This window comes from Okeania sp. SIO3B5 (assembly GCF_010692555.1).
GTDB lineage: Bacteria > Cyanobacteriota > Cyanobacteriia > Cyanobacteriales > Microcoleaceae > Okeania.
Genome location: NZ_JAAHHG010000009.1, coordinates 1 through 23,401 on the forward strand (window position 1 = coordinate 1; position 23,401 = coordinate 23,401).

Annotated in this window: 19 protein-coding genes; 5 read left to right on the forward strand and 14 right to left on the reverse strand. The window is 38.3% G+C overall.

Annotated elements, in window-relative coordinates:
- Window positions 1–1,520: 1,520 nt before the first annotated feature.
- Together F6K54_RS02210 and F6K54_RS02215 are read right to left on the reverse strand one after the other, a co-directional pair.
- A complete protein-coding gene (locus F6K54_RS02210; protein WP_293073856.1) occupies window positions 1,521–1,913 on the reverse strand; it encodes a RidA family protein in 393 nt (130 codons plus the stop codon).
- On the reverse strand, window positions 1,900–2,052 hold the full coding sequence (locus tag F6K54_RS02215; protein ID WP_293073859.1) for a hypothetical protein: 153 nt from the start codon (window positions 2,050–2,052) through the stop codon (window positions 1,900–1,902). Before F6K54_RS02215 ends, F6K54_RS02210 begins: the two co-directional genes overlap by 14 nt.
- A 765-nt stretch (window positions 2,053–2,817) precedes the next feature.
- On the opposite strand from F6K54_RS02215, the gene F6K54_RS02220 reads away from it, so the two are divergent.
- Complete coding sequence (locus F6K54_RS02220; RefSeq protein ID WP_293073862.1) at window positions 2,818–2,949, forward strand: CHAT domain-containing protein; 132 nt, start codon at window positions 2,818–2,820, stop codon at window positions 2,947–2,949.
- Between the two features lie 545 nt (window positions 2,950–3,494).
- Here F6K54_RS02220 and modB read toward each other — a convergent pair.
- From modB to F6K54_RS02240, 4 genes are all read right to left on the reverse strand, one after another.
- Window positions 3,495–5,411, reverse strand: a complete 1,917-nt coding sequence (gene modB / locus F6K54_RS02225; RefSeq protein WP_293073865.1) for a molybdate ABC transporter permease subunit — start codon at window positions 5,409–5,411, stop codon at window positions 3,495–3,497.
- 803 nt (window positions 5,412–6,214) lie between these two features.
- Complete coding sequence (locus F6K54_RS02230; protein WP_293073868.1) at window positions 6,215–7,006, reverse strand: Uma2 family endonuclease; 792 nt, start codon at window positions 7,004–7,006, stop codon at window positions 6,215–6,217.
- A gap of 438 nt (window positions 7,007–7,444) precedes the next feature.
- Window positions 7,445–8,275 (reverse strand): hypothetical protein, encoded by an 831-nt coding sequence (locus tag F6K54_RS02235; protein ID WP_202224946.1) that lies wholly within the window; start codon window positions 8,273–8,275, stop codon window positions 7,445–7,447.
- 199 nt (window positions 8,276–8,474) lie between these two features.
- Window positions 8,475–9,314 (reverse strand): hypothetical protein, encoded by an 840-nt coding sequence (locus F6K54_RS02240; RefSeq protein ID WP_293073875.1) that lies wholly within the window; start codon window positions 9,312–9,314, stop codon window positions 8,475–8,477.
- Between the two features lie 279 nt (window positions 9,315–9,593).
- Between F6K54_RS02240 and F6K54_RS02245 the strand changes: the two genes are divergently transcribed.
- The 4 genes from F6K54_RS02245 to F6K54_RS02260 all read left to right on the forward strand — a co-directional run bounded on the left by F6K54_RS02245 (window position 9,594) and on the right by F6K54_RS02260 (window position 13,759).
- Entirely contained in the window at window positions 9,594–9,926 is a 333-nt protein-coding gene (locus F6K54_RS02245; RefSeq protein ID WP_293073877.1) for a hypothetical protein, read from the forward strand.
- 192 nt (window positions 9,927–10,118) lie between these two features.
- The gene (locus F6K54_RS02250; protein ID WP_293073879.1) at window positions 10,119–10,466 is read left to right on the forward strand and encodes a DMT family protein; all 348 of its coding nucleotides are present in this window, start codon (window positions 10,119–10,121) and stop codon (window positions 10,464–10,466) included.
- Between the two features lie 307 nt (window positions 10,467–10,773).
- The gene (locus F6K54_RS02255; RefSeq protein WP_293073882.1) at window positions 10,774–12,684 is read left to right on the forward strand and encodes a multicopper oxidase family protein; all 1,911 of its coding nucleotides are present in this window, start codon (window positions 10,774–10,776) and stop codon (window positions 12,682–12,684) included.
- A 370-nt stretch (window positions 12,685–13,054) separates the two neighbouring features.
- Window positions 13,055–13,759: a DNRLRE domain-containing protein gene (locus tag F6K54_RS02260; RefSeq protein WP_293073885.1), complete on the forward strand. Its 705-nt coding sequence runs from the start codon at window positions 13,055–13,057 to the stop codon at window positions 13,757–13,759.
- 280 nt (window positions 13,760–14,039) lie between these two features.
- Here the strand turns inward: F6K54_RS02260 and modA are convergent, their stop codons facing one another.
- The 8 genes from modA to F6K54_RS02300 all read right to left on the reverse strand — a co-directional run bounded on the left by modA (window position 14,040) and on the right by F6K54_RS02300 (window position 23,211).
- Window positions 14,040–14,855, reverse strand: coding sequence for a molybdate ABC transporter substrate-binding protein (gene modA / locus F6K54_RS02265; protein WP_293073888.1), 816 nt, complete (start codon window positions 14,853–14,855; stop codon window positions 14,040–14,042).
- 752 nt (window positions 14,856–15,607) lie between these two features.
- Window positions 15,608–15,925 (reverse strand): 2Fe-2S iron-sulfur cluster-binding protein, encoded by a 318-nt coding sequence (locus tag F6K54_RS02270; protein WP_293073891.1) that lies wholly within the window; start codon window positions 15,923–15,925, stop codon window positions 15,608–15,610.
- A gap of 606 nt (window positions 15,926–16,531) precedes the next feature.
- Window positions 16,532–16,882, reverse strand: coding sequence for an iron-sulfur cluster assembly accessory protein (locus F6K54_RS02275; RefSeq protein WP_293060579.1), 351 nt, complete (start codon window positions 16,880–16,882; stop codon window positions 16,532–16,534).
- Between the two features lie 601 nt (window positions 16,883–17,483).
- On the reverse strand, window positions 17,484–18,266 hold the full coding sequence (locus F6K54_RS02280; RefSeq protein ID WP_293073894.1) for a HesA/MoeB/ThiF family protein: 783 nt from the start codon (window positions 18,264–18,266) through the stop codon (window positions 17,484–17,486).
- A gap of 13 nt (window positions 18,267–18,279) precedes the next feature.
- A complete protein-coding gene (nifW, locus tag F6K54_RS02285) occupies window positions 18,280–18,591 on the reverse strand; it encodes a nitrogenase-stabilizing/protective protein NifW (RefSeq protein WP_293073896.1) in 312 nt (103 codons plus the stop codon).
- A gap of 502 nt (window positions 18,592–19,093) precedes the next feature.
- Complete coding sequence (locus F6K54_RS02290; protein ID WP_293073900.1) at window positions 19,094–19,567, reverse strand: NifX-associated nitrogen fixation protein; 474 nt, start codon at window positions 19,565–19,567, stop codon at window positions 19,094–19,096.
- 4 nt (window positions 19,568–19,571) lie between these two features.
- On the reverse strand, window positions 19,572–19,991 hold the full coding sequence (gene nifX / locus F6K54_RS02295; protein WP_293073903.1) for a nitrogen fixation protein NifX: 420 nt from the start codon (window positions 19,989–19,991) through the stop codon (window positions 19,572–19,574).
- A gap of 415 nt (window positions 19,992–20,406) precedes the next feature.
- On the reverse strand, window positions 20,407–23,211 hold the full coding sequence (locus tag F6K54_RS02300; RefSeq protein ID WP_293073906.1) for a bifunctional nitrogenase iron-molybdenum cofactor biosynthesis protein NifEN: 2,805 nt from the start codon (window positions 23,209–23,211) through the stop codon (window positions 20,407–20,409).
- Between the last annotated feature and the right edge of the window lie 190 nt (window positions 23,212–23,401).

Here is a 23,401-nt window from a genome sequence, read left to right on the forward strand (position 1 = left end):
TTTGAGACAAAATTGTCTTGATTCCTATTTAATTTGTGGGCAATAAATATAATTGATAATAACAATTAATACTAACTGTTGACGACAAATATTCAATGATTTTATCTCTCCTACTATAATATAGCGCTGTGCGCAGGCAACAGGCAACAGACAACAGCTCCGGAAGGGGGAATTAAAAACCGTTTGCGCAGCATCTCCGTTTGAATAGTATAAGACTTTTAGCTATGGGACAGTTCTTGTCATTTGTACATAAGCCAGTGCACATTGCTATAGTAGTTTGAATTTAGGTTGAGTGGACTTGAATAATTTTAGAATCTTAAAATTTTTTTCCTTTAAATCCTCCTATTTTCTATTTTCAAACCACCTATACTAAAAATTACTTAAATTTACACAAGGTTAAAAATTTAACAATTGTTTATATTGTTAGATGAATCAGTTATTTAGATGTCAGGGATATATCTACCAGTCTATTCACCGCTCTAGTAGACATTTCCTGATATAATTTGTATCAATAATGATGTTTTTCCTAGTTTTATATCTGTGTATTCCTTATTGTGAGAAGATTACACATGAAGATGCCCTACGATAGTCAAAAAACTGATAATATTTTAGCACTCTCAAATCTTAGTGTCAAAAATTGGCCATAAATCTGAAATAAATTGTTACTTTAATTAAATAACCAATTAATTAAACTTAATATATTGTAATATTGAAGTGCAGTTTTGTTCTCAGGACTTACGCATGAGGTACGAAAACTGGGATTTGAAATTGCTTCCGGTATAGGTCGCTACAGACGAAAATAGTTTGTAGTGGGTAAGTCTGAATTCTATTTCCTACTTTTTCAGTAATTTCGCTTTCAAAAATCTTTAAGGTAAGCACCCTGGGGGAATATATTCAATAATGGATAATTGATAATGGATAATTGATAATTACCTCTCCCTAAAAGGAAGAGGATTGAATAAAAGGAAAATATTTTCTTATTTCTCCACGGCGAGTGAGAGGCTTTAAACCTTAATTATTCGGTAAAATTATGCTTACTTCATACAAGATACTACAAATATAGTATGCTCCACTATAGTATAGATTAGTGACTCTTAATTTACTGGACATGATCAGGACTTACGCATAAACACTATTGGTAGGGTGTGTTAGCGGTAGCGTAACTGAGCGACACCCTATATCTATTGTCAATGGGTAAGTCCTGATGATATTACCGAATTATTAATTATTAATTATTAATAATTAAATAATTTTGGTTTAAAGCCTTCCCTTTTAAGGGGAAAAAAAAAGAAATAATATCTCCTTATATTCAATTCCGTAACGGTTTTAACCAGAGGTAATTATCAATTATCCATTATCAATTATCAATTAATGAAAGCACTTTTTAGGATAATGAGGTACAGTTTTAAGGCTAATCTCTTTTTCCGTACTCCCTACTCCCTAAAGTCCTAAAATTTTGTACCTCATCAACTCCAAAACTGCTGTAATGCCGAATACCTGTGTCTAGCAAATACTGCTTTTCAAACTACTGCAATACAGTCAATTTCTACAAGTACATCTTTGGGCAAGCGAGCAACTTCAACACAGGCACGGGCAGGGGCATTTTCGGGGTCGAAGTATTTACCGTAAATGGCGTTGACAGTGGCAAAATCGTTCATATCTTTGAGGAAGACGGTTGTTTTGACAACACTTGACCAAGTGGCACCTGCTTCGGTGAGTATAGCTTCTAGGTTTGCCATAACTTGTTCTGTTTGTTTGCTTACATCGTCGGTGTAGACTATTTGATTGGTTTTAGTGTCGATCGCTATTTGACCTGAGACGAAAATCATTTGACCTGTGGCAGCGATCGCTTGATTATATGGGCCAACTGGTTCGGGAGCTTTGTCAGTTTTAATTATTTTACGGGTTGTCATATTTTGTTTTTGTTGCTAGTTGGTTATGGTTTGGTGTTGGTGGCTGATAATTTTCAACCTGATACACTTTACCATTTGAGATTATTGCATAAGTAAAGTCTATTTTTTCAACTTTAATGTAGCTACTGGACTGTTTCAACTAAAATGATGCAATAGACATCTCCAGAAAAGAGGGAACAGGGAACAGGGAACAGGGAACAGGGAAGAATAATTGATAATTTATGGGTAAGAATTGATTTTATTTTTGATTTTTGGAGATGTCTAATAGGAAATCTACTAGAGATTGCTTTCCTACGGAATGCTACGCAAACACTATCGTTTGCTATCGCAAAGCTGCGCTTTTCATGTCCGTGACAGCGGAAACGCTTCGGAAAATTCTAACGCACTACTTTAGATGGAACAGTCCACTACTGCAATAATCTTGTTATTCTTCATCTATTTTCTGACCACAATGGGGACAAATTATGGATTTTTTATTTTGATTTGAAGCTCGTTTTTTTTCTATTTCTTCAGTAAAACCAGAAGCAACTATACCTGCGGGTAAAGCAAATATACCAACTCCTATTAATGCAACGATCGCCCCTAAAAATCTACCTACAGGAGTAATATCATGTCCGGTTGAACAGTGATAAATAAATAACTACGGAGGAGTCAGTCCTCAGGAGTCAGGAGTCAGGAGTAAAGAGGGAAGAAAGAAGAAGAACTGGAGTTGAAGGAGAAAGTTTTTTTATAACTAATTATCCGGACATGATATTATAAATAAATAACGACTTAGGAGTCAGGAGTCAGGAGTCAGGAGTCAACCCACCCCTCGCCCCTCCCCCTCCCAGGAGGGGAAGACTGAAGTTGGAAGAAGAATAACTGGAGTTGAAGGAGACAGTTTTTTATCACTAATTATCCGGACATGATATTACAGAATAATGATCCAGACCATACCACAGCCGAAGCATTACGTCAAGCCCAGATTAGTTTGATACAGAGTGAGAATAATCATCCTTATTATTGGTCGCCGTTTTTGTTAATTAGGGTTTGCTGAATAAATATCAAAGCATTGACTGATATTGGTTTCAGCCTTTTTTGGTCTCAAAAAGTATCAGCTTTTTGGTGGCAAGAGCTGCATAAAGCTAGTATTTTCAGACGATTATGGCAGAAAAATCACTCTTACAATTTTTCTGACTACCTCCTCTATAACTCCCCTAGCTCCTGAATTGCAGGATTGCTGTTTGCGTTTGCGTAGCATCCCGTAGGGAAGCATGACAAACGGAAATTCTGACTCCTACCCTCACACATAAGACTTTTTCAGCAAACCCTAATTAGACATCTCCAAAAATCAAAAATAAAATTAATTCTCACACAGAACAGGACTTACGCAAAGGCACTATATATGGATTGCTGCTCAGTTACGCTAGCGCTAACACACCCTACTGGATCGTTTCATCTCTAAAACTGTGCATTAGCTTTTAACTTGAAAATTCTTACTTTTGAATGCATGAATGCATGACTTTTGAATTGAATCTAATGCACCATTTAAGGTGTGTCAGTCCACTACCAATAGCGTTCATGCGTAAGTCCTAACTGGTATTATTTGATTGTATTTTTGCTTTGACGTTTCACCAACACCATATCTTGGGAGTCTTGCAGATGCCAGTTAACATTTGATTGAGATGGAGTACCCTCTAGTAATAACAAACGGAATGGATCTAAACAAACCTGCCAAGGAAAAGAACGATTTTTAATTTGATTCCATTTTTCCTTAAATACTTCTGCTTGCAAATCATAGTCAAAAGCATTTCTTGCAGGTCGATATAATTTCAAATATAAAGTCATCCGATGTTGAGTTTCGCTGGTTGCTGCTAACCAACAGGGAAAAGTATTAGGTTGGTTTGCTTCCTCCGTAAAAGTAATCTGGTGAGCGCGAATACCAACGTGAGAAAAATGTTCTGGAATGGGTTCGAGAATATCAAGACTGCATCCCCACTCAACAGCTTCTACTTTACGATCATCAATAATTACTGCTTGAGAAAAGTTCTTACAACCAGTTAACTGAGCAACTCTTACACTGGTAGAATATTCAAAAATGTCATGTTTGACACCGTGAGTCAGAATAATTCCGTCATCGACAACCAAGAGATTTTGGCAAATTCGGTAAGCTTCCTCTAAGTTGTGAGTCACCAATAAAGTCACTCCTTGATAATTTTCTAGGGTGGCAATAACCAATGTTTCAATCTGATGGCGCAGGTGGGTATCTAATGCGGAAAAAGCTTCATCCAACAACAAAGCATCGGGTTGACTTGCTAATGCTCGTGCTAAAGCTACCCGTTGTTGCTGGCCTCCGGAAAGTTCTGCTGGATATCGTTTGCCATATCCTGGTAACTGTACTGCGGATAGATAAGCTTCCACTTGTTGTTTAATCTCTGTGGACGATAAACCTTTGGGCAAACCAAAAGCAATATTTTTAGCTACAGTCATGTGGGGGAAGAGAGCATAATTTTGAAATAGATAACCAATACGGCGATCGCGACTGGGCAAATTAATTTTCTGTTGCGAATCAAATAATACTCGCCCATTTAAAACAATTCGTCCTCTTGTGGGAGTTTCTAAACCAGCAACGCAACGTAAAATCATACTTTTACCAGCACCAGATCCTCCTAATAACCCCAATGGTTTGTTATTAGCATTGAAACAAACATCCAAAAGAAACCCAGGCAATTTTTTCTGGATATCTACTAATAGATTTTGTGAGTTTGTGTGGGAGTTTAGTCTCAACGGTTGTGTTTTGACTACGGGTACAGAACGCACATCTACAATTTGCTTTTCTGTTTTTTTTGCCCTACGTTTTTTGATTTTAGATTCTGACCAATAGTTGACACCAGTTATTACCCCTAAAGATATGGCTAAAATTACTAATACCCAGGCAAACGCTTCATTCATATTCCCACTTTCGGAAGCGAAGAAAATAGCTATCGGAATAGTTTCTGTTTTCCCAGGAATGCTACCTGCCAACATTAAAGTAGCGCCAAATTCACCGAGCGATCGGGCAAAAGCTAATAATGTCCCGGCAATAATTCCTGGTTTTGCCAAGGGTAACAAAATTCGCCAAAATACAGTCCATTCAGAAGCACCTAAAGTTCTAGCACAAGCAAGGAGACTGGTGTCAATTTGAGTAAAAGCTGCCAATGATGTTTTGTACATTAGGGGAAATGAGACAACGGTGGCTGCTATTACGGTGGCAGGCCAGGTAAAAATTAATGTTATCCCCAGAGATGAGAGAATATGGCCGAGGGGGCCGTTTCTACCAAATAATAGTAGTAATAGAAAACCTGTTACGGTTGGAGGCAATACTAGGGGAGATGTTAAGATGGCGTCAATTATCCCTTTGCCTTTACCGCGATATCCGAGCATCCAACGTGCTGCTGTGATGCCCAGGAAAAAGGTGATTACTGTAGTGACTGCTGCAGTTTTTAAAGATATCCAAGCGGGAGATAGTTCAAAGTTCATGGTTGATGTTAAGAGAAAAAATTAGGTTGGGTTTGGGTAAAAAATTGTAGGGACAGTTTCAGGTCAAAAGTGTTAGTAGTTGTTAATTTACCCATACCTAATTTATGCAGTAGTTTTCTGTTCATCAAGAACTATCCTATAGCAGAGAACAGGGAACACCGGAGCAGGGAACAGTGGCAAAAGCTTTTCTCTGTCTTAGGTCATATCATGTTCGGTTAAATACTTATATCATGTCCGGATAATTAGTGATAAAAAACTTTCTCCTTCTTTTCTTCTTTCTTCCCTCCTGAATTCAGAATTCAGAATTCAGAATTCTGAGTGTTTATTTATAACTGTTCAACCGGACATGATATTATACTTTGGCAGAGGGAAGGCAGCTATGCTGCTATGCTGAAGGAAGAGAGCAAAGTTTGAAGTGAAGAGGTTTTTTATAACTAATCATCCGAAGATGATATTATTTCGTTCTTACAAGAGAGAGAAAATTGTCACAGATGAACAATACGAAAGTAACTCTTGTGTTATAATTTTTTTAATTATCCCGATAAAAATCAAAAAAACGAACCCGTCTCTACCATTGCAACATTTTAGATGTGTCACGGCAGTAGATTAGGTTCTGATCAAAACTTGAGACTAAGATAAGGGAGCGATCGCATAAGCTTGCTCCCATACTGAAATGGGCTTCCATTACAGCGCTTTTCAAATTGATGAACCACATCGTCATAACCAAAACCCAGTAGGGACGTTGCATGCAACGTCCCTACTGTGGTCTACTGAAATGAAAACCGCTGTAATGTTTTCTAGAATTAGACAGAATCAGGATCTACCCCTAACTCTTTTAGTTTAGCCGCCAGACGTTCAGCACGTTGCTGTTCTTGTTCAGCACGTTGACGTTCTTGTTCAGCACGTTGCTGTTCTTGTTCAGCACGTTGACGTTCTTGTTCAGCTACTTCTCCTGGCAATAATACCAAGTTTCCTTCAGAGTCATAAAATCGTAACCACACTGCCGACTCTCGCAGAATAGTTCCTTCCCAAGTACCTAACCATAGCCCTAACCTCTGGCACCACAACCATCCCCGATCATTCCGCTGTAACTCCTGATATTGATGATTTACCAGATGCCATCCCTGTAATGAGTTCTTGTCAAATGGATTAAAGATAAAATAATTTGGGGTGCGGAATGTTTGTTCGTAAATATCCTTTTTACTGCCAATGTCTACACTAGCAGTTGAAGGAGAAGTAAGTTCAACTATCGCATCTGGATAACGACCTGCTTCTTCCCAAACTACCCATCCTTGACGATCTGTATTGTCTTCAACATTCAAGACCACAAAGAAATCAGGGCCTTTGAAATCGCGATTTCTCGCTTGAATGCTACTGTAATAAATAAACATATTGCCACCGACAAAAAAGTCGCTGCGGTCTGACCAATGTTGATACAACGAATCAATCAGAAGATTCATGGCAATACGGTGACGTTTGCTTTCCAAGAGTTCTCCATCATCAAAGATTAAGTCTGTAGGTGGCATGGGTGGTTCCCAGTCGGGAGTTACTTCGGTGAGTAACTCGTCGGTTTTGGGAGATGTTTCTGTTGTCATTATTCGCCCCCTCCGGTTGTATTTTCATTATTTAGAATAGTATAGATTAAAAAATCAGGACTTACGCACGTCAAACCAAGAGAACTGGTTTCTTGTTTAGGTACGCAAGTCCTGGAAATGATTTTTTTGGCGTTGCTGAATTGAAGTATGAATGCGCGATTTTTTGGTTCTGGTAAAGCCCCCGCGCATCCCCCATTCAACAAAAAGCGAAGCATCTTCTGGCTTCCCCCGATCCTGCGGGGGACGGGAGGGGGATAAAAAAGGGGGACTTTTAGAGTTTTATTCCCCCCACGCATTGGGGGGTTAGGGGGGCTTGCATCATACCCAGAATCAGCAACGCCATTTTTTTTAGGCTTTTTAGGACTTACACAGAAACTGGGTTATGATACGAAATTTTGTAATTTGAAAAATAATTGGGTGCATAAGTCCTGATTTTTTTTAGCGATGAACAATAGTTCCTACGTGTTCACCATTTACTGCCGCAATAATATTATCTGGGTCAAGACCATTAACAATCTGAACCTGGCTTATTTGTCGGGAATAATCAAGTAAATCTAACAAAATGCGTTCAAATGGTAAGCTAGCAAAATCACCTTTTCTCACTTCCTCTGTGGAAATTTCTGAGATAAAGTTTGCATCTTTATTGATATTAGGATCTTGATCGTAAAGTCCATTTACATCTTTAACCAAAGTTACACTTTGACACCCAAAACATTCTGCCAATAAAAATGCACCAGAGTCGCTACCATGAGGAGGAATGCGTCCAATAGCAGGAGGATGTTCCCATAATGAATATGGAGGAACTCCTGTAAAAATCACTCCAGGAACACTACGAATAAATAGGGGTAAAAGATGTCCGAAAACTTCTGGAGGAATGGCAACTACCCCGTATGGAGCTAACAATGCACCGAGAACGTGGGCATTCCCCAAAGCATCTGCTTGAGCTAGTTCTGCTAATACACCAGAAGGCATTCCCAGGTCTAAACCTATGGAGAAGACATGGCGAGTTCTAGCGCCTCCTCCTGTGCCAATAATTAGCTTTTTTGACTCTAACAAAGTTCCTAATGCGTCACGGACGGGATAAGTAGCACTTCGTCCTTTATCAAGAATGGAACGCCCTCCTATTTTGACTACATAAGTATCAGGAAGCATCCGAATAACTGGTGCTTCAGTTGATTTTTGTACCTCTTTGTCGAGTAAGCTTTCTCGCATTAACAGGGAGTCAAGATGATGTCGGCGATCGCCATTGCCTTCTAATGCAGTTGTCATAATAATTACCTATGTTCAGTTATCAGTTATCAGTCATCAATCATCAGTCATAGCACTTGGCATTTAGATACCTGAGATTGCTCAATAGTCAAACTTAGCCAAAGATTACTTTTAACTTTTGACTTTTAACTTCTATTATTACTTTTGACTTTTATTGACTTTTGACTTTTGACTTTTGAATTTTGAATTTTAACTTCTATCAGTTATCAGCATAAATTTCTGTGCCGATATCTTCACCATTAAGAGCGCGAGTTAAGTTGCCTTTTACCAATCCATTAATGATGCGAATAGAACGGCGGTTCTTAGCAATTTCCATGAAGTCTAACACAGGACGTTCTACCACCACATCTTGTAAGTCTAACTCTTTTAATTCCTTCACAGAAATTCTTTTGATAAACTTAGCACTGGGATCTTTTTTCGGATCAGCAGTATATAACCCTTCCTCATCTTTGATGAAAATCATTGATTTTGCACCAAAAACTTCACTAACTAAATAGGAACCAGTATCAGTTCTATGGGGAGGAATACGACCAATTTTAGGATTTTCATGCCAAAATGTATAGGGAGGCATTCCAAAGAAAATCACAGCTCCTCTTTCTTTTAAATAGTGTGCCATTTGCCCAAACTGCACTGGTTCAATAAAAGGAATACCATGCTTTGCTAGCAGATAATAAAGTATCCGAGCGTTCTGCATACTCACAAAAGTTCCTAATACACTTAAAACTCCTGTAGGTAGTCCTAAATCTACTCCCACACTGTAAGCATGACGAGCGCGAGTACCTCCACCCGTACCAAGAATCATTTCATGGCTGCCTAAATTTTCGGCTATTTCTTCTATTAAAGGAAATACAGCAGCTTTACCTCTATCTATAAAGCTTTGTCCGCCAATTTTCAATACATTTGCACTGGGTAAAATCTTAATCGGTGCTTCTTTTTCTGTTTCAGATAAAACTTGTTGGTTACTGAGGGAACCTGTTACTAAAGATTTACCTAATTCCGAAAGTAATTGACTGTCTTTGATTGGAGTTTGCAAATTCATAAGTGTTCAGTAATTGAGATTTAATTTTTTAGTGTTTGATTTATTGTTTAGGAGGAATAAAAAAGCCTTCAAGGATGTAAGCTTCTTCTGATTCAATGGAGTTTTCTAAGCTATTAAATTTAGTTTTTGCCCAAATTTCTAATTCTGTGAGAACAGATTCTTTAACGGCTATTGGCGGATTAATTCCAGCTAATCCTGCTTTTTGCTGCCAGCTCTCAATAGATTGTTTCGGGGTATTATTTACTTGCCAACTACTAACTTTAATAGGTTCAATTTTTAATGAATAAGGAAAGTCTATTACAAGCTCTTAATGCTGCCATAGCAAAATATAAAGATGAGCCTACAGCAAGAGTTGTTTTTGGTCTGGCAAAACAGGTTTGGCAAATTGATTGGACTGTTGCTCCCTTTGATATCCTTAACCACTATCTTGAGTTTGATATCTCTTACTTTTATCGGTTTATGTCAATGGATATCGGGGATGAAGCTGAAGAACAACAGTTACTTAAAGATTGGATAGATACCAGACATGCTTTAGACAAAGAAGGTAAGAGACGACTACCTCAGTTAGCAGATGAACTAAATCAGTTACGAGTTGCAGCAAGAAACGCCTAATTATATTGATTATATTAAATAAAGGGGGGATTAATGATTTTTATTTGCAATCATAATCCCCTTCTTTATCAATTATCAGTTATTAATTTTTTTGAGAGCAATTCACTTTCAAACTCTGTATTGTTAAATATTGATTATTTTCTCTCTGAAGTATTCTAGTTAAATCCTCTATCTAAATTTTATATAAACTTGATGTCAGTCTTAGGAAAAGTCCTTTTTTTCTACACAATTTCCAATTCCTTTATGGTAATGGCTTGGTATTTACATTTAAAATACTTGAATAATCATCCTTGGTATGTTGCTTCAGTATTAAGTTGGTGTATTGCTTTCTTTGAATATTCACTTCTTATCCCTGCCAACCGGATTGGTTATCCTGAACTTGGCTTATCAAAATTGCAAATTATACAGATAGGAATGTCCTTAATTGCTTTTATTCCTTTTAGTTTCTTTGTGATGCAAGAACCTATAAAAAAAGATTATATTTTGGCTTCTATTTGTTTATTAGGAGCGGTTTATTTTATCTTTCGTAATGTTCGTTAAAAGATAGAGAAAAATCATAATCAGGACTTACGCAGAACTGCCATATCTAGTAGGGGCGAATGGCTATTAACCCTCTACAGGTAGCGTTTTATCCACAAGTTTGCGTAAGCCCTGATAATCATAAAAAATTGTTAAGTTAATTCCTTAATTTTCACAAATAAAGGCTAATATGACAGAGCGTAAAACTTTGCAATAAATTGTTAAGTTAATTCCTTAATTTCCACAAATAAAGGCTAATATGACAGAGTGTAGAACTTTAGTAAAACTGTTTTACCCGATAGAACTGTATAAATAGTCTTTAAAGGAAATGATCGAGCCAAATCATCAACAAAAAGCCTGGGAAAACCCAGAACAAGATACCCAAAAATTAGGGATAAGTAGACGAGTATTTTTAGGAACTGGAATGACTGCTGCTGCTGCTGCCTTCATTCTGCCTCGTGAAGCGATCGCCAAATCAATCTCTAAAGTTCCATCCTTTACTCTTCCTGAACCTACGCCCTTTTGTTACCCTGATTTTTCCAATCCTACAGACTTCACAGGAAATGAATTGTGTGTAGGAGAAGGTCAATTAACTCTTCCACAAAATCTGAAAAAGGACTATACTATTGATGTGCGCATTTATAACGATTTAATACCTGGACCGACTTTTAGGCGCAATCCAGGGGAAAAGATTGAATTCACATTGATCAATAACCTACCTCCTAACAAGGTGGATAAGGAAACCTGCGACACGTTGCAACACCAAAATAAACCTGCGTGCTTCAATACCACAACTATGCACTTTCATGGATTGCACGTTTCCCCAAAAAGTAAAAGAGGTGCTGACAACAAAATACTTTTTTCTTCTGATGATGTCTTCGCAGAAGTTGGCCCCGAGGGTCAAACAAATAAATATTGCGTTGCCATTCCTGAATTCCACGCCCCTGGAACTCACTGGTATCATTCCCACCGCCACGGTTCGACCGCAATTCAAGCTGCTAATGGCATGGCCGGGGCAATTATTATTCCAGAACCCACAGAAGAGAGAAAATTAGGGGTAACAGACGAGAATGATAAAATCTGGTTGATTCAGGAAATTCTGGATGTTTCTGATCCAGAAAAGTTCTATACAGCGCGAGGGGACAATACTACAAAAGTACAATTCCTAGTCAATGGAGAGTACCAACCTACCTTAACTATAGACAATCCTAATACCCTACAAAGGTGGCGGTTTATCAATGCCACGGGAACTCCTCGCGGACTGATGACTCTTAAGTTATACAAATGTACTGACACAGACGACACCAATACTAAGTGTGACACCTCAAAGTTAGAAGATATGTATCTAATTGCGGTTGATGGCATTTCTTTCTATGGTAAACCTCCTCAAAAAGTTGGTGCGGATGGTGTGGGTGCTTATAAAGACGGTTGGGAATTGGCCCCAGGAAATAGGGCTGATTTTCTCGTTAATTTGCCAGCAGGTCTTTATAAAATCGTTAAAGATAATTATCAGAGTGCAAATGTAGGCGCATCGCGGAGAACAACACAAGTGTTAGCCTACGTCAAAGTTAACGAAGGAACTGATGCCGAAGAAACAATCCCAGAGTGCATTGAGGGGGAATTTCCTTGTTATCTCAGACCTATTGAAGATCAGGAAATTAAGGTCAGTGGAAAAGGTTCTTTGAATGACCCACAATACGTTAGTTTTGCCGTTAACACTCAAACAAATCCAAGAAAGTACCTTATTGATGGAGAACAATACCCTCAAGGAGAGGACTATAATGTGACTCTTGGTACTGCTGAACAATGGGTCTTATCAAATCCAGATTGTACTAACACCAGTAAGCCCTGCAGTACAGAAGTAGATCCCGAAGGACTAAAATTAAAAGCAAGATCTCCTCATCCCTTCCACATTCATGTCAATCCCTTTCAAGTAGAGGGTGATAAGATTGATCCAGATGGAGATGATGAGCCTTCAAATTGGCGTTGGTGGGATACAATTGCTGTTAATCCAGCTAGCAGTGATTGTCCGAATGGAACCAATCTCACCATTCGTCACCGGTTCTTAGATTTCGATGGAGAATTTGTCCTACACTGCCATATTCTGATTCATGAAGACCAAGGGATGATGACAAATGTCATAGTTAATGGAGACGGTGCTGCTCCTTGTGTTATTCTCCCTACCCCTGATTCTTGCCCTTACCCTGCCGCTTCTCCCTGCCCCGAAAACACTGACTGAAACTTACAGTGTGGTAGCTAAATTTTTCGTAATTTAGCCATCCAAGAGACAGTGAGCTATAATGTTTCACTGTCTTTTCAACTATTAGACTTGTCGCTAAATAGATGGAAAAAATCGCTAAAACTCAAGCAGAGCAATAATTACAAGATCTTTCAAGAACCTAATAGCTGTAATCTTTACATATCAAGGGTTTTCAGGATTTTTTAAGTTATAAAGCGACAAGTCTATTATACTTAAGTGTGAAAAAATAATCTAATGACCGAAAAATAGGGTCAATAGCCCCCTTTTAGGGGGATAAAAGAAATAAACTTCAGTATTTCAAGCCTCCCTATTCCATTGAGGTGCTGATAACTGATAACTGATAACTGAAATGACTAGACTTATTTTAAAACAATTCCTTTTAATAGCGATCGCTACTTTAGTTTCTTTAACGGTTATTCTGAAAGGGGCGATCGCTCAAGAAATTCAAACGATTATTCCGAATCAAGATAATACCATCATTGAAAGTGCCACGGGTGTCCTCAGTAATGATCAAGGGCCAATATTATTTGTCGGACGAACGAACCAACCCCAAGATAGTATCAGACGAGGGGTAATTTCTTTTGATATTGCTAACGAGATTCCCAGAGGTTCTAAAATTACTTCTGTCACCCTACAATTAACACTCGAAAAAACTCCAGGTGGCGCTCAATCTATTGAATTACATCGACTGCTGAAAAACTGGGGAGAAGGAAATTCTTTTCATCCAGGAGGTAGGGGCGATCGCTCAACTGAAGGAGATGCTACTTGGATTCATAGTTTCTATAATACTCAATTCTGGTCAAATCCAGGAGGGGATTTTTCCGAGAGGGTTAGTGCGGTGACAACTGTGGGAGATGAAGGAGTTTATACTTGGGAATCTACTTCAGAAATGGTTACCGATCTACAACAATGGTTAGATAATCCTGATGATAATTTTGGTTGGTTACTGTTAGGAAATGAAACTGTTTCAAGGACAGTAAAAGGGTTTGCTAGTTCGGAAAATCCAGAAGCATCAGCGCAACCACAGTTGAGAGTTACTTATGTTGAAAAGTAGTAGAAGCGATCGCATAAATTGTTATATCAAATCCGGTTAAATAACCTCACAATCAATAGACATCTCCAGAAAAGAGGGAGTAGGGAGTAGGGGAAAGAATCAATTATCGCACAGAAATCATCAATTATTTCCCCAGTTTCCTACTCCTTATATAGAATCCGGTTATACAGTATATATTTATAATTCTATCCACACTTTCTCGCCTTCAATCTCTCAACCTCCCCTTTTCCCCACACTTCCCACCCCCAAATATATGATAAGCATTCAACCGGATTTGATATTACTCTCTCTTTTCTAGTGTAATAAAACCATATTTTTCAAACACAGTTTTTGCCTCTGGAGTAAACATAAATTCTTCTAATTGTTTAGCTGCTTCAATATTTTTACTATCTTTAATTACTGCAATGGGATAAACTACTGGTGTATGAGATTTTTCCGGTGCATTAGCAACTATTTTTACTGTGTTTGAAGCGTTAGTATCTGTACGATAAACAATGCCAGCATCAACATTTCCTGTGGCGACATAATTAAGTACTTGACGCACATTTTTAGCAAAAACTATTTTCGGTTCAACAGTCTCATAAATACCTAAAGAAGTTAAGACTTCTTTGCCATATTTTCCTGCGGGAGAGGTTTCTGGTTCGCCAATGGATATGTTTTTAATAGTGTCTTTTGTTAAGTCTTGAAATGTGTTAACTGCAGCGGTATTTTCTGTAGGAACTATTAACACCATTTGATTTTTCAGGAGGTTGCGACGGCTTTCATCTATTATTAGACCTTTTTCTTGCAAAATATTAATATGGGAAGGAGATGCGGATATAAATAAATCTACTGGTGCTCCTTGTTCAATTTGTTGTCGTAAAGAACCAGAAGAAGATAAGTTTAAAGTTAAAGAAGTATTAGTATTTTTTTGCTCATAAATAGGCTCTATCTCTTCCATTGCATCTTTGAGGCTAGTTGCTGCTGAAACTGTTAAATTTATTGTTGAAGCGGTAGACTCAGAAGATGAATTATCCCTAGTTTGGCTACAACTAATTGTTAATAAATAAGAAAGTATGGCCATACAAATTAAGACCAGAATTCGATTTTTTTTCATATCTATATACTCCAATTTTTAATTTTTATCAAAAGTAAGTGTCAGTCTAGTAGGGTGTGTTAGCGGTAGCGTAACGCACCGTCTTCACGGAAGTATAACCAACTCCACAGATTAGCTGATAATCAATTATATTATGTCGTGCGTTACGGCTAACGCCTAACGCACCCTACAAAAGCTCCAATTTTTAATTTTTATCAAAATTATTAATATTGTAGAGGTTTTTTGTTAATTTTGTCGGAGTAAATAAATTAAAATTTGGATATAGATATGAAAATTAGCGCTCTTATGGTAGGGGTTAACGGCCGTTAACCCCTACATCGCTGTTAACCACTACAAACGATGTATAATTTCGTCTTTTGTGTAAGTCTGGTAAATAAAATTATAGGCAGGAAAAATAATTTTTCTTCCCGACTCCCGACTCCCTACTCCATATAAATTACCCTCCTATAATCTTAAATAAAAACTACAGGAGGGCAAAATATCAGATAATTTACCGAATAATTAATAATTAAATAATTCTGGTTTAAAGCCTCCCTTTTTAAGGGAAAAAAAGCGGTCGTTTTGCTCCGCAACATATAAAGCGGAGCGGCTCTGTCAAGAGCTAGTCTCCTCGCCATATCCAATCGAACAAGAGAAGAAATAATATTGCCTTATATTCAATTCCGTAAAGGTTTTAACCAGAGGTAATTATTAATTATTAATTATTAATTATTAATTATTAATTATCCATTATCAATTAATGAACCGTGGTATTACACCAAATAAGCTTCTTGGTGAGTTTTGATGACGCAATCAGACTTAGGTTTGGCAACACATAATAATACCCAATTTTTTTCTACCTGCTCGTCATCTAAGAAGTTTTGATCCTCTTGATCGACTTCTCCTTCTACTATTCTGGCAGCACAACTAGAGCAAGATCCGGCGCGACAAGAAGAAGGAAATTCTAGATCGGAATATTCTTCTTCTACCGCATCAAGGATATATGTATCCTCATCAACCTCGATGGTGACATCGATTTCTGGGGGTTGTTTTTTCTTGCCTTTGATTAGCTGTACTTTATAAGTAGCCATTGGTTGAGATCCTCCTTTTTTTTAGTTGTTCTTTAAGTCTCAAAAGACTTTATTAAAAAGCATTCAGCACTTCAGCAATCAGCGGTCAGCTTTGCGCGTTTGCAAAGCATTCCGGAACAGAAAGGGAATGAGCAATCCCTCTTTATATCAAATCCGTTTAATTCGGTATAAAAAAATATTCCATCTTCACCCAGAGCGGAAAGAATTCTGACTTCTCTTCCCTTCTAAATTCTGAATTCTGGATTCTGAATTCTGAATTCTGAATTCTGATTCACTATCTTATTACACCGATGCTACCGGATTTGATATTACAGCAGTTTTCATTTCAGTAGACAACAGTAGGGGCAAATGACATTTGCTAACGCAAAGCTCTGCTTTATATGTCGCGGAGCGTTAACGGAGTTATGCGACAGCAAAACGCCCTTACAGAGTGTTGGTTATGACGATGTGGTTTATCAACCTCAAAAGTGCTGTAAAATTCAACCAAAAACAAGAAGTCGGGGATTTAAATCCAAGCTTTTCCTAACGGAATGCTGCGCAAACAGATACCTAATCAAATTTTTAGGCTGATAGCTGATAGCTGATAGCTAATAGCTGAAGTGCTAGTTAACTACAAGGTACTCCAGTTGGGGTGCATCCTCCTGCTTGGAAAGATTTTCCACAACTACAAGTTTCTGTGGCGTTGGGATTAATAAACTTTAAACCGCTTTCAGTTAAACCTTCAATGTAGTCAACTACAACTCCTTCTAGTAAAGGCGCACTTTTTGGGTCAATAAAAATCTGCAAGTTATCTTTGTGTAGTAGCAAGTCATCTGCTTTCGGAGCATTGGCAATATTTAAGGCATACTCATAACCACTGCAACCACCATCCACAACAGAAATGCGGATGCCTTGATTTGATTCCTTCAGGAATTTGGTAAGTTGAGAAGCGGCTTTTTCTGTTAAACTTATAGTCATAATTTTGAAGACAAATAATTTTAGACTTACCGATAATTACCCAGATAGGCGACACCCGCCTGTTGTCTGGCCTCAGCAATGGACTTAGGAAATTACTGGAACGGTGCGATCGCGCTTTACAGAACTGTCTGAGACTAAGCTAGTAGAAATATTGCACCCTGATTTTTGAAATTTCAGTTTCAGTTTCAGCGCGAAAGCATATTGTATAAATATCACCTTTCCTCGGAATTTCCTATTTTTGACACTCTCACCGTTAAATCAGAGATTATAACGGGAGATTCTTGTTTCACAGATTCTTAACTAGGTAACAAATCAAACAAGTTAAGTTGTACCCCCGTCAGACCATCTCCACAAGCTTTTTATCGGACGGTGTGCCCCACCGCCATTAGCTCTCTATTTATGATACTGGATTGGTTCGCTACCGCTCAATTAATTGGCTGGTTGAAATTTATGAGAGGCTGTCTGCATGGGTTTCCCGCGCAGTTTATACGCCCCGTCTCACCGCTATAATTTTTAATTTAGCGGAAGTCCTCTCTCAGCATTATCTATAGGCTAAACCAAAGATTTAACTATAAACTGTTCGCAGTGATAACTTCTATGGTTAAATTTTTACCACTTCCTCCTCAGCTTTTAACTCTTTGCTGAGGGAACCACAAACTGGACAGTCTGGATCGTGGTAAGGGCGAAGTTTAGAGAATTCCATGGCATCCAAATCCATTGTCAGCAGTTGTGACCACAAGGGTTTACTAAATCCTGTAATCTGTTTGATTGCTTCTGAAGCTGCTAGACAAGCTAGTGTTCCAGAAACTACACCCAAGACTCCAAACCCACGTCGGTCCCATTCTGGTTTTTCTGGGAAGAGACAAGACAAACAGGGAGTTTTACCAGGAACTATGGTAGTTAAATAAGCTTCCATGCTATTCATAGCAGCTTCCACCATTGGTTTGCGCCAACGTACACAGGCAGCATTAAGTAAATTCCGTTCGTCAAAGTTGTGAGCGCAGTCGAGGGCAATATCTGCCGACTGTACTAATGTGTCTGCATTTTCAGCAGTGACATATTCAGGTACAGCTTCGATTTCAACATCTGGGTTAATGGCAGATAGAGTTTCTTTAGCTTTGTCTACTCGCAGTTTACCCACCCAATCATCTGTCATCAAGATTTGACGATTCATGTCATCAAGGCGTAGTTCCCCACCTCTGACTAATATCAGCTTCCCGACACCTGCTACTGCTAAATACAGTGCTACTGTGCCACCCAACCCACCAACTCCATTTACCACTGCTGTAGTTGATTTGAGTCGTTGTTGTGCTTCTTTACCAAAACCGGGAAGCATGATTTGGCGACTATAACGTTCTAATTCTTTGGGTGTGAGGTCGGACAAATTTTTTTGCTCCTTACTCAGCAGTTATTTCTGTTAATTTAACCACGTCGTTATGTTCTTTTTGGAATACTGGAAATACTTTTTGTTCTTGAGCGTTAGATGTCAAGAAAGTTTGATAAGCTGACTCTAATGCTGTTTTATATTCTGTCAATTTTTCAGCTTCTGCCAGTTCTTTTTTTTCGTCAACTTCTGCAATTGCTACAGAAAACATTTTTAATATATGGAGGCGATTTACGTTGACTGCTGTTTGGTCGTAGGGAATGTCAAAAAAGCTGAGGAAGTCTTCTGCATCTACGAGCTTTTGGAAATCTGTTAATGTCTTCATTTGATGAACCCTAAATTAATTAGATAAAGTAGTGCCGCTACGCGGAAATTAAAAGTCAAAATTCAAAAGTATTGATTTGTAATTGCTTGAGGATTTTGTAACTGGTCAGTTATTTCCGCAATCCTACAGTAGTGGCTTTTTCTATTTGTTAGTATAGGTACAAATCTTCTTTTTTTCGCCTACTTTCAATTTTTTTTAATATTTGTGTGCAAAAAAAAATACTACTGTTTTAGGAAGAGAGGTTGTTAGATATTTACTGAAGAATTAATAATTAATAATTAAATAATTATGGTTTAAAGCCTCCCCTTTTAAGGGGGAAAAAAGCGGTTGAGGGATGGCGAGGTCCCCTCGCCATATCCAATCAACCAAGAGAAGAAATAATATTTCCTTATATTCAATCAAGAATGGTTTTAACCAGAGATAATTATCAATTATCAATTATCAATTTCTGAAAAAATATGGTTCTAACTTTCCTCTCTAAATATTTAGAAAAAATTACTGCTTACAGCTTGCAAACTTCCTTATACTTTTTGACTAATTCAATGCCTGCTCGGCTCATTCTTTCTCCTTCATCTTCTAATTTTTCTAGAGAAGTAAACCCAAAACGTTGAGCATCCCGTAAAGTTCTAGAAACTACCAAAAGACGACCACAAAATACAAGTGCCCAACCAAATCCTTCATGGTTGATACTAATAACTACTTGCATGATTTGATTGGTTTCTAATTCAATGCAAGTTGCTATTGCATTGTAGAATAACTTAATCCGAGCTAAAGTCATCGGATTAACTTCTTCTTCTGTGGAAATTTGGCGTTTTTCTTGCTTACTAACAATATAAGGCTTGATAATTAATTCAGGAGACCAAGACTTATAAACTCCATAAGAGTCTTGAGCTTGAACTGCTCTAATTAATTCCTTAATAAAAGGAGCGGAATAAATGTCGGTTGTTGTTGTTGTTGTTTCTGTTTGAACAGTCATAGTTTTACACCTCTTCAAGTACAGCTTCTAAGTCAGATTCAGAAGTTTTTTGTAAAGCTTTTCTGAGCCAGGGGGGAGGACTACCTTTTAAAGTTTCCACCAACCTGTCCAGAAGATCGGTAATTTTGTCTTCTGGAGATTTTGATTTCATTGGGGTCACTTTTTTGTTGATTAAACGACCTGCTGCAGGACCACCAATTTCTAGTACATAAACTATTGTGCAGTCGAGCAAAGCTTCAACTTTGGCGTGTAGTTTATCTAGTTTTTCTTGTTTACTAGCATCTTGATTGAGATTACCAGCAAAAACGAGTGGCTCTAGAGCTTCGTATCCTCGATCGTCAACTTCATACAATGCCATTTGTTTGGCAGAGCCAAAGTGACCATTTATATGAATCAAATCACTGGTTGCAAATGCAACTTTCATTGTTATTTTCCTCCTGGTTTTAATGTACCGAATAACTAATAGTTAAAAGCCATTAGTTATTGATAACAAACTTGTCTTTTAATCGCAGACAAAAATAAACGCTAAGATGAGGACAGATTCAATTTTGTAGCGGATTTTTCTTTGGTTTAACTATTAATTAAACCCGCCTCTGATTATCAAATATTTGTTTATTTATATCTGACTATTTATTAGGTCGCAGATTTTAGTTAACAGAAGTGTATCTAATATCATGTCCGGTTGAATAATTAGACTTTGGTGGAAGGAAGGCAGCTATGCTGGAGGCAGAAGGTTTTCTCTCATTGTCACCTTAATTCTATACACAAACGATGCTACCGGACATGATATAAAACCTAAAACCTACCACCTAAAACCTACCACCTAAAACCTACCACCTTCATCGTGACAATAATGAATAATCATTGGTGTGAATTTTTGATTCCTCTTGCTCTAAGAAAATATTACCAATGTCAAATAATAAATTCATTGTACCACGATAACCCACATTACAACATTGACCATTACCAAGGCGATCGTGAATTGGCATTCCCATGCGATATAGAGCAAGACCTAATTTCTCAGATATCAGTTTACCATGAGAATTGGTAATCAATAAATCTGAACCTGCGGCTACTTCCTCCAAGTCTCCCAAGTCACCAATAATTACATTTTCTGTAGGCAATTTTTCCAATAAAGGCGATCGCGTAGTTGTGACAGCCACTTTAATATTTGCCCCCATTTCCCGCAAAAACCAACTTGTTGTCCAAAGTAAATCTGGTTCCAGAGCAATAGAAATCTGTTTATGACCAAAATAGAAGTGAGTATCCAGCATCGCATCTTGTAACTGCCGACGTTGACGCTGATATTTTTGAGGTACTTCGCAACCCTTATCTAAATGAGGATCTGTACGAGAAACAATTAGCTGAGACAATTTTAATATGAAACTGTCTACAGCACCCAAACCAGTCAACCGAGGGAACACTTGATATTGAGTACCAAATTTTTCCTGCAAAATATTAGCTGCATTTCTCAGACTTTCCCCAATAACCAGAGTAAAACTTGACTGACTCAGGTTACGAAGTTCTTCTATGGTGGTTCCACCAGAACTTGTCGCGCTATAATTATCATCAACCAGATGTCCGTCCAGAGACTGAGATAAGTCAGGTACAACTATTGGTATTAAGCTAAAAGATTCCACAATATCTCGAACTTCCTGCACATCTCCAGGAGCAAGACAACTACCCGCTAAAATTGTTACGAAAGGCTTTTTAGTTTCAGTAGGAATGGGTTCGCCATAATCATAAGCTACTATACGTTCAACAGTAGCAGCAAAACCATCCTGAGCCGAACCCTTATAATCTGGACTAGAAACATTTAATATAGGCAATTCATCTAACTCTGGATGCTCTTCCCTAAACTTCTTGAGAATACGCTCCACATCATCGCCCCTGGTTTCAGTTAAACCAGTGCTCAACAAACCAATAACTTCTGGTTTTGACTTCTCAACTTGGTTGAGAATAGCTGTCTCTATATTATCCTCTCCTCCCAAAATAGTCGTCACTTCAGTCATGGCAGTAGTAGACAGAGGAATAGCTTCCTGGAAGTGATTCACCAACAATACCTTGGCAAAAGCAGTACAACCTTGAGTCCCGTGGAACAGTGGCATCATGCCTTTAATTCCTAAGTAAGCTAAGGAAGCACCTAGAGGTTGACTCAATTTCAAAGGATTTGTGGATAAGGATTTTTTGGGAAAGCTAACTGTTGCAGGTGGAATATTAGTCAGACTTGGTAAAGTTTCTACTGCTAAAACATCATCTATCTGACATTCCCCTAACCAAGGCACAGGTTGTCGCACTTGTTCCCAAACTGGACTATGGAGTGCTTCATCTAATTCCTTTGCCATTTCGATAGTGCCGTGATATCCAGCGTAGGGATGATGGCGTTCTTGGTTAATGTGCAAAAACGGAATTCTCGCTTTCAGGGCGGTATATTGGTTACGGCCACCTGCGATGAGCATATCAGCTTTTGTGTCAGCAATGACTTTCAGCAGAATTTCGGCATTGCCCTTTTCTAGCAAAATACCATCTTTGCCGAGCAATTGTTTGATTTTTGCTTTGTCTTCTTCAGTACTTTTCTTTGTGCTAGTGGCGACCACATCCATACCTAAATCTTGAGCCGCCGAAATAATAGACCAACTTTTAACCCCACCCGTGTAGAGTACAACTCTTTTACCTTTGAGACGTTGGCGATAAGGTTCTAATATTTCTTGGAGAATGGCTGTTTCTTCGGCAATGAGCTTTTCCGTGCGTTCTTGTAGGTCAGCATCTCCAATTTTTGCAGCAATATTTCTGAGGCAGTTGTTAATATCGGCAACACCATAAAAAGATTCTTCAATATAAGGAATGCCGTATTTCTCCTCCATTTTCCGTGCCATATTGATCATTGCTTTGGAGCAGATCATCACGTTGAGTTTGGCACGATGGGCGTAACAAATTTCTTTGTAGGTAGCATCTCCGGTGATTTTTGACAATACCCGAATGCCTAGTTTTTCAAACAGGGGTAACATTGCCCACATTTCACCCGCAATATTATATTCGCCGATGAGGTTAATATCGTAGGGTGTGGTAAATTCTGGCTCGGAAGTTCCAACTACATGGTCTAATAATGCTTCGGCACTAACTCGGTTACCTAAATTTTTACTACCAATGAAACCAGGAGAGTTCACAGGAATGACCGGAAGCTCTAATTTTTTGGTGGCGACTTTACAAACCGTTTCTAGGTCATCTCCAATTAGAGAAGTAACGCAAGTAGCGTAGACAAATACCGCTGGAGGTTGATAACGTTTCTTTAGTTCGGCGATCGCCTTTAGTAATTTTTTCTCACCACCCATGATAATGTCATTTTCACCCATGTCAGTGGTGAAACCCATTTTGTAGAGATGAGCTTCAGAAGAAAGACTGCCACGAGTTCCCCAGGAGTTACCAGAACAACCTAAAGGCCCATGAACTAAGTGAGCTGCATCTGTAATGGGAACCAGAGCAATGCTCGCTCCATCAAAAGCACAACCTCCTTGAGCTGCTCCTGGTGTTGCTTGTTGTTGACAGCCTTTTTGTTTTTTATCTCCATTTTTGTGTTTGTGGTTGTGTTCGCAACCAGGCTCATTCATCAGTTCGGCAACTTTGCCTGGGGTCATCATAGCCATGTTATTAAGTCTCTATTATTAACTACTATGGGGCGGGGATCGGGAGTAGGGGAGTGGGGGAGTAGGGGAGTGAGGGAGTGGGAGAGATTAGAGTATTTTTCAACCTTTTTCTCCTATTGCCTCTATCTCACTTCCAGCTCCTGACTCAAAAATTTAGTCAAGGCAAAGATACCAAATTTATTCTATAGAG

What these genes read in the sequence shown, in the direction of transcription:
- F6K54_RS02240 (WP_293073875.1), bottom strand. Translation starts at nt 9,314, where the DNA reads ATGAATTTGCAAACTCCAATCAAAGACAGTCAATTACTTTCGGAATTA.
- F6K54_RS02230 (WP_293073868.1), bottom strand. Translation starts at nt 7,006, where the DNA reads ATGACAACAGAAACATCTCCCAAAACCGACGAGTTACTCACCGAAGTA.
- nifW (WP_293073896.1), bottom strand. Translation starts at nt 18,591, where the DNA reads ATGAAGACATTAACAGATTTCCAAAAGCTCGTAGATGCAGAAGACTTC.
- F6K54_RS02270 (WP_293073891.1), bottom strand. Translation starts at nt 15,925, where the DNA reads ATGGCTACTTATAAAGTACAGCTAATCAAAGGCAAGAAAAAACAACCC.
- F6K54_RS02255 (WP_293073882.1), top strand. Translation starts at nt 10,774, where the DNA reads ATGATCGAGCCAAATCATCAACAAAAAGCCTGGGAAAACCCAGAACAA.
- F6K54_RS02300 (WP_293073906.1), bottom strand. Translation starts at nt 23,211, where the DNA reads ATGGCTATGATGACCCCAGGCAAAGTTGCCGAACTGATGAATGAGCCT.
- F6K54_RS02235 (WP_202224946.1), bottom strand. Translation starts at nt 8,275, where the DNA reads ATGACAACTGCATTAGAAGGCAATGGCGATCGCCGACATCATCTTGAC.
- F6K54_RS02210 (WP_293073856.1), bottom strand. Translation starts at nt 1,913, where the DNA reads ATGACAACCCGTAAAATAATTAAAACTGACAAAGCTCCCGAACCAGTT.
- F6K54_RS02245 (WP_293073877.1), top strand. Translation starts at nt 9,594, where the DNA reads ATGAATAAGGAAAGTCTATTACAAGCTCTTAATGCTGCCATAGCAAAA.
- F6K54_RS02290 (WP_293073900.1), bottom strand. Translation starts at nt 19,567, where the DNA reads ATGACTGTTCAAACAGAAACAACAACAACAACAACCGACATTTATTCC.
- modB (WP_293073865.1), bottom strand. Translation starts at nt 5,411, where the DNA reads ATGAACTTTGAACTATCTCCCGCTTGGATATCTTTAAAAACTGCAGCA.
- F6K54_RS02260 (WP_293073885.1), top strand. Translation starts at nt 13,055, where the DNA reads ATGACTAGACTTATTTTAAAACAATTCCTTTTAATAGCGATCGCTACT.
- modA (WP_293073888.1), bottom strand. Translation starts at nt 14,855, where the DNA reads ATGAAAAAAAATCGAATTCTGGTCTTAATTTGTATGGCCATACTTTCT.
- F6K54_RS02220 (WP_293073862.1), top strand. Translation starts at nt 2,818, where the DNA reads ATGATATTACAGAATAATGATCCAGACCATACCACAGCCGAAGCATTA.
- F6K54_RS02250 (WP_293073879.1), top strand. Translation starts at nt 10,119, where the DNA reads ATGTCAGTCTTAGGAAAAGTCCTTTTTTTCTACACAATTTCCAATTCC.
- nifX (WP_293073903.1), bottom strand. Translation starts at nt 19,991, where the DNA reads ATGAAAGTTGCATTTGCAACCAGTGATTTGATTCATATAAATGGTCAC.
- F6K54_RS02275 (WP_293060579.1), bottom strand. Translation starts at nt 16,882, where the DNA reads ATGACTATAAGTTTAACAGAAAAAGCCGCTTCTCAACTTACCAAATTC.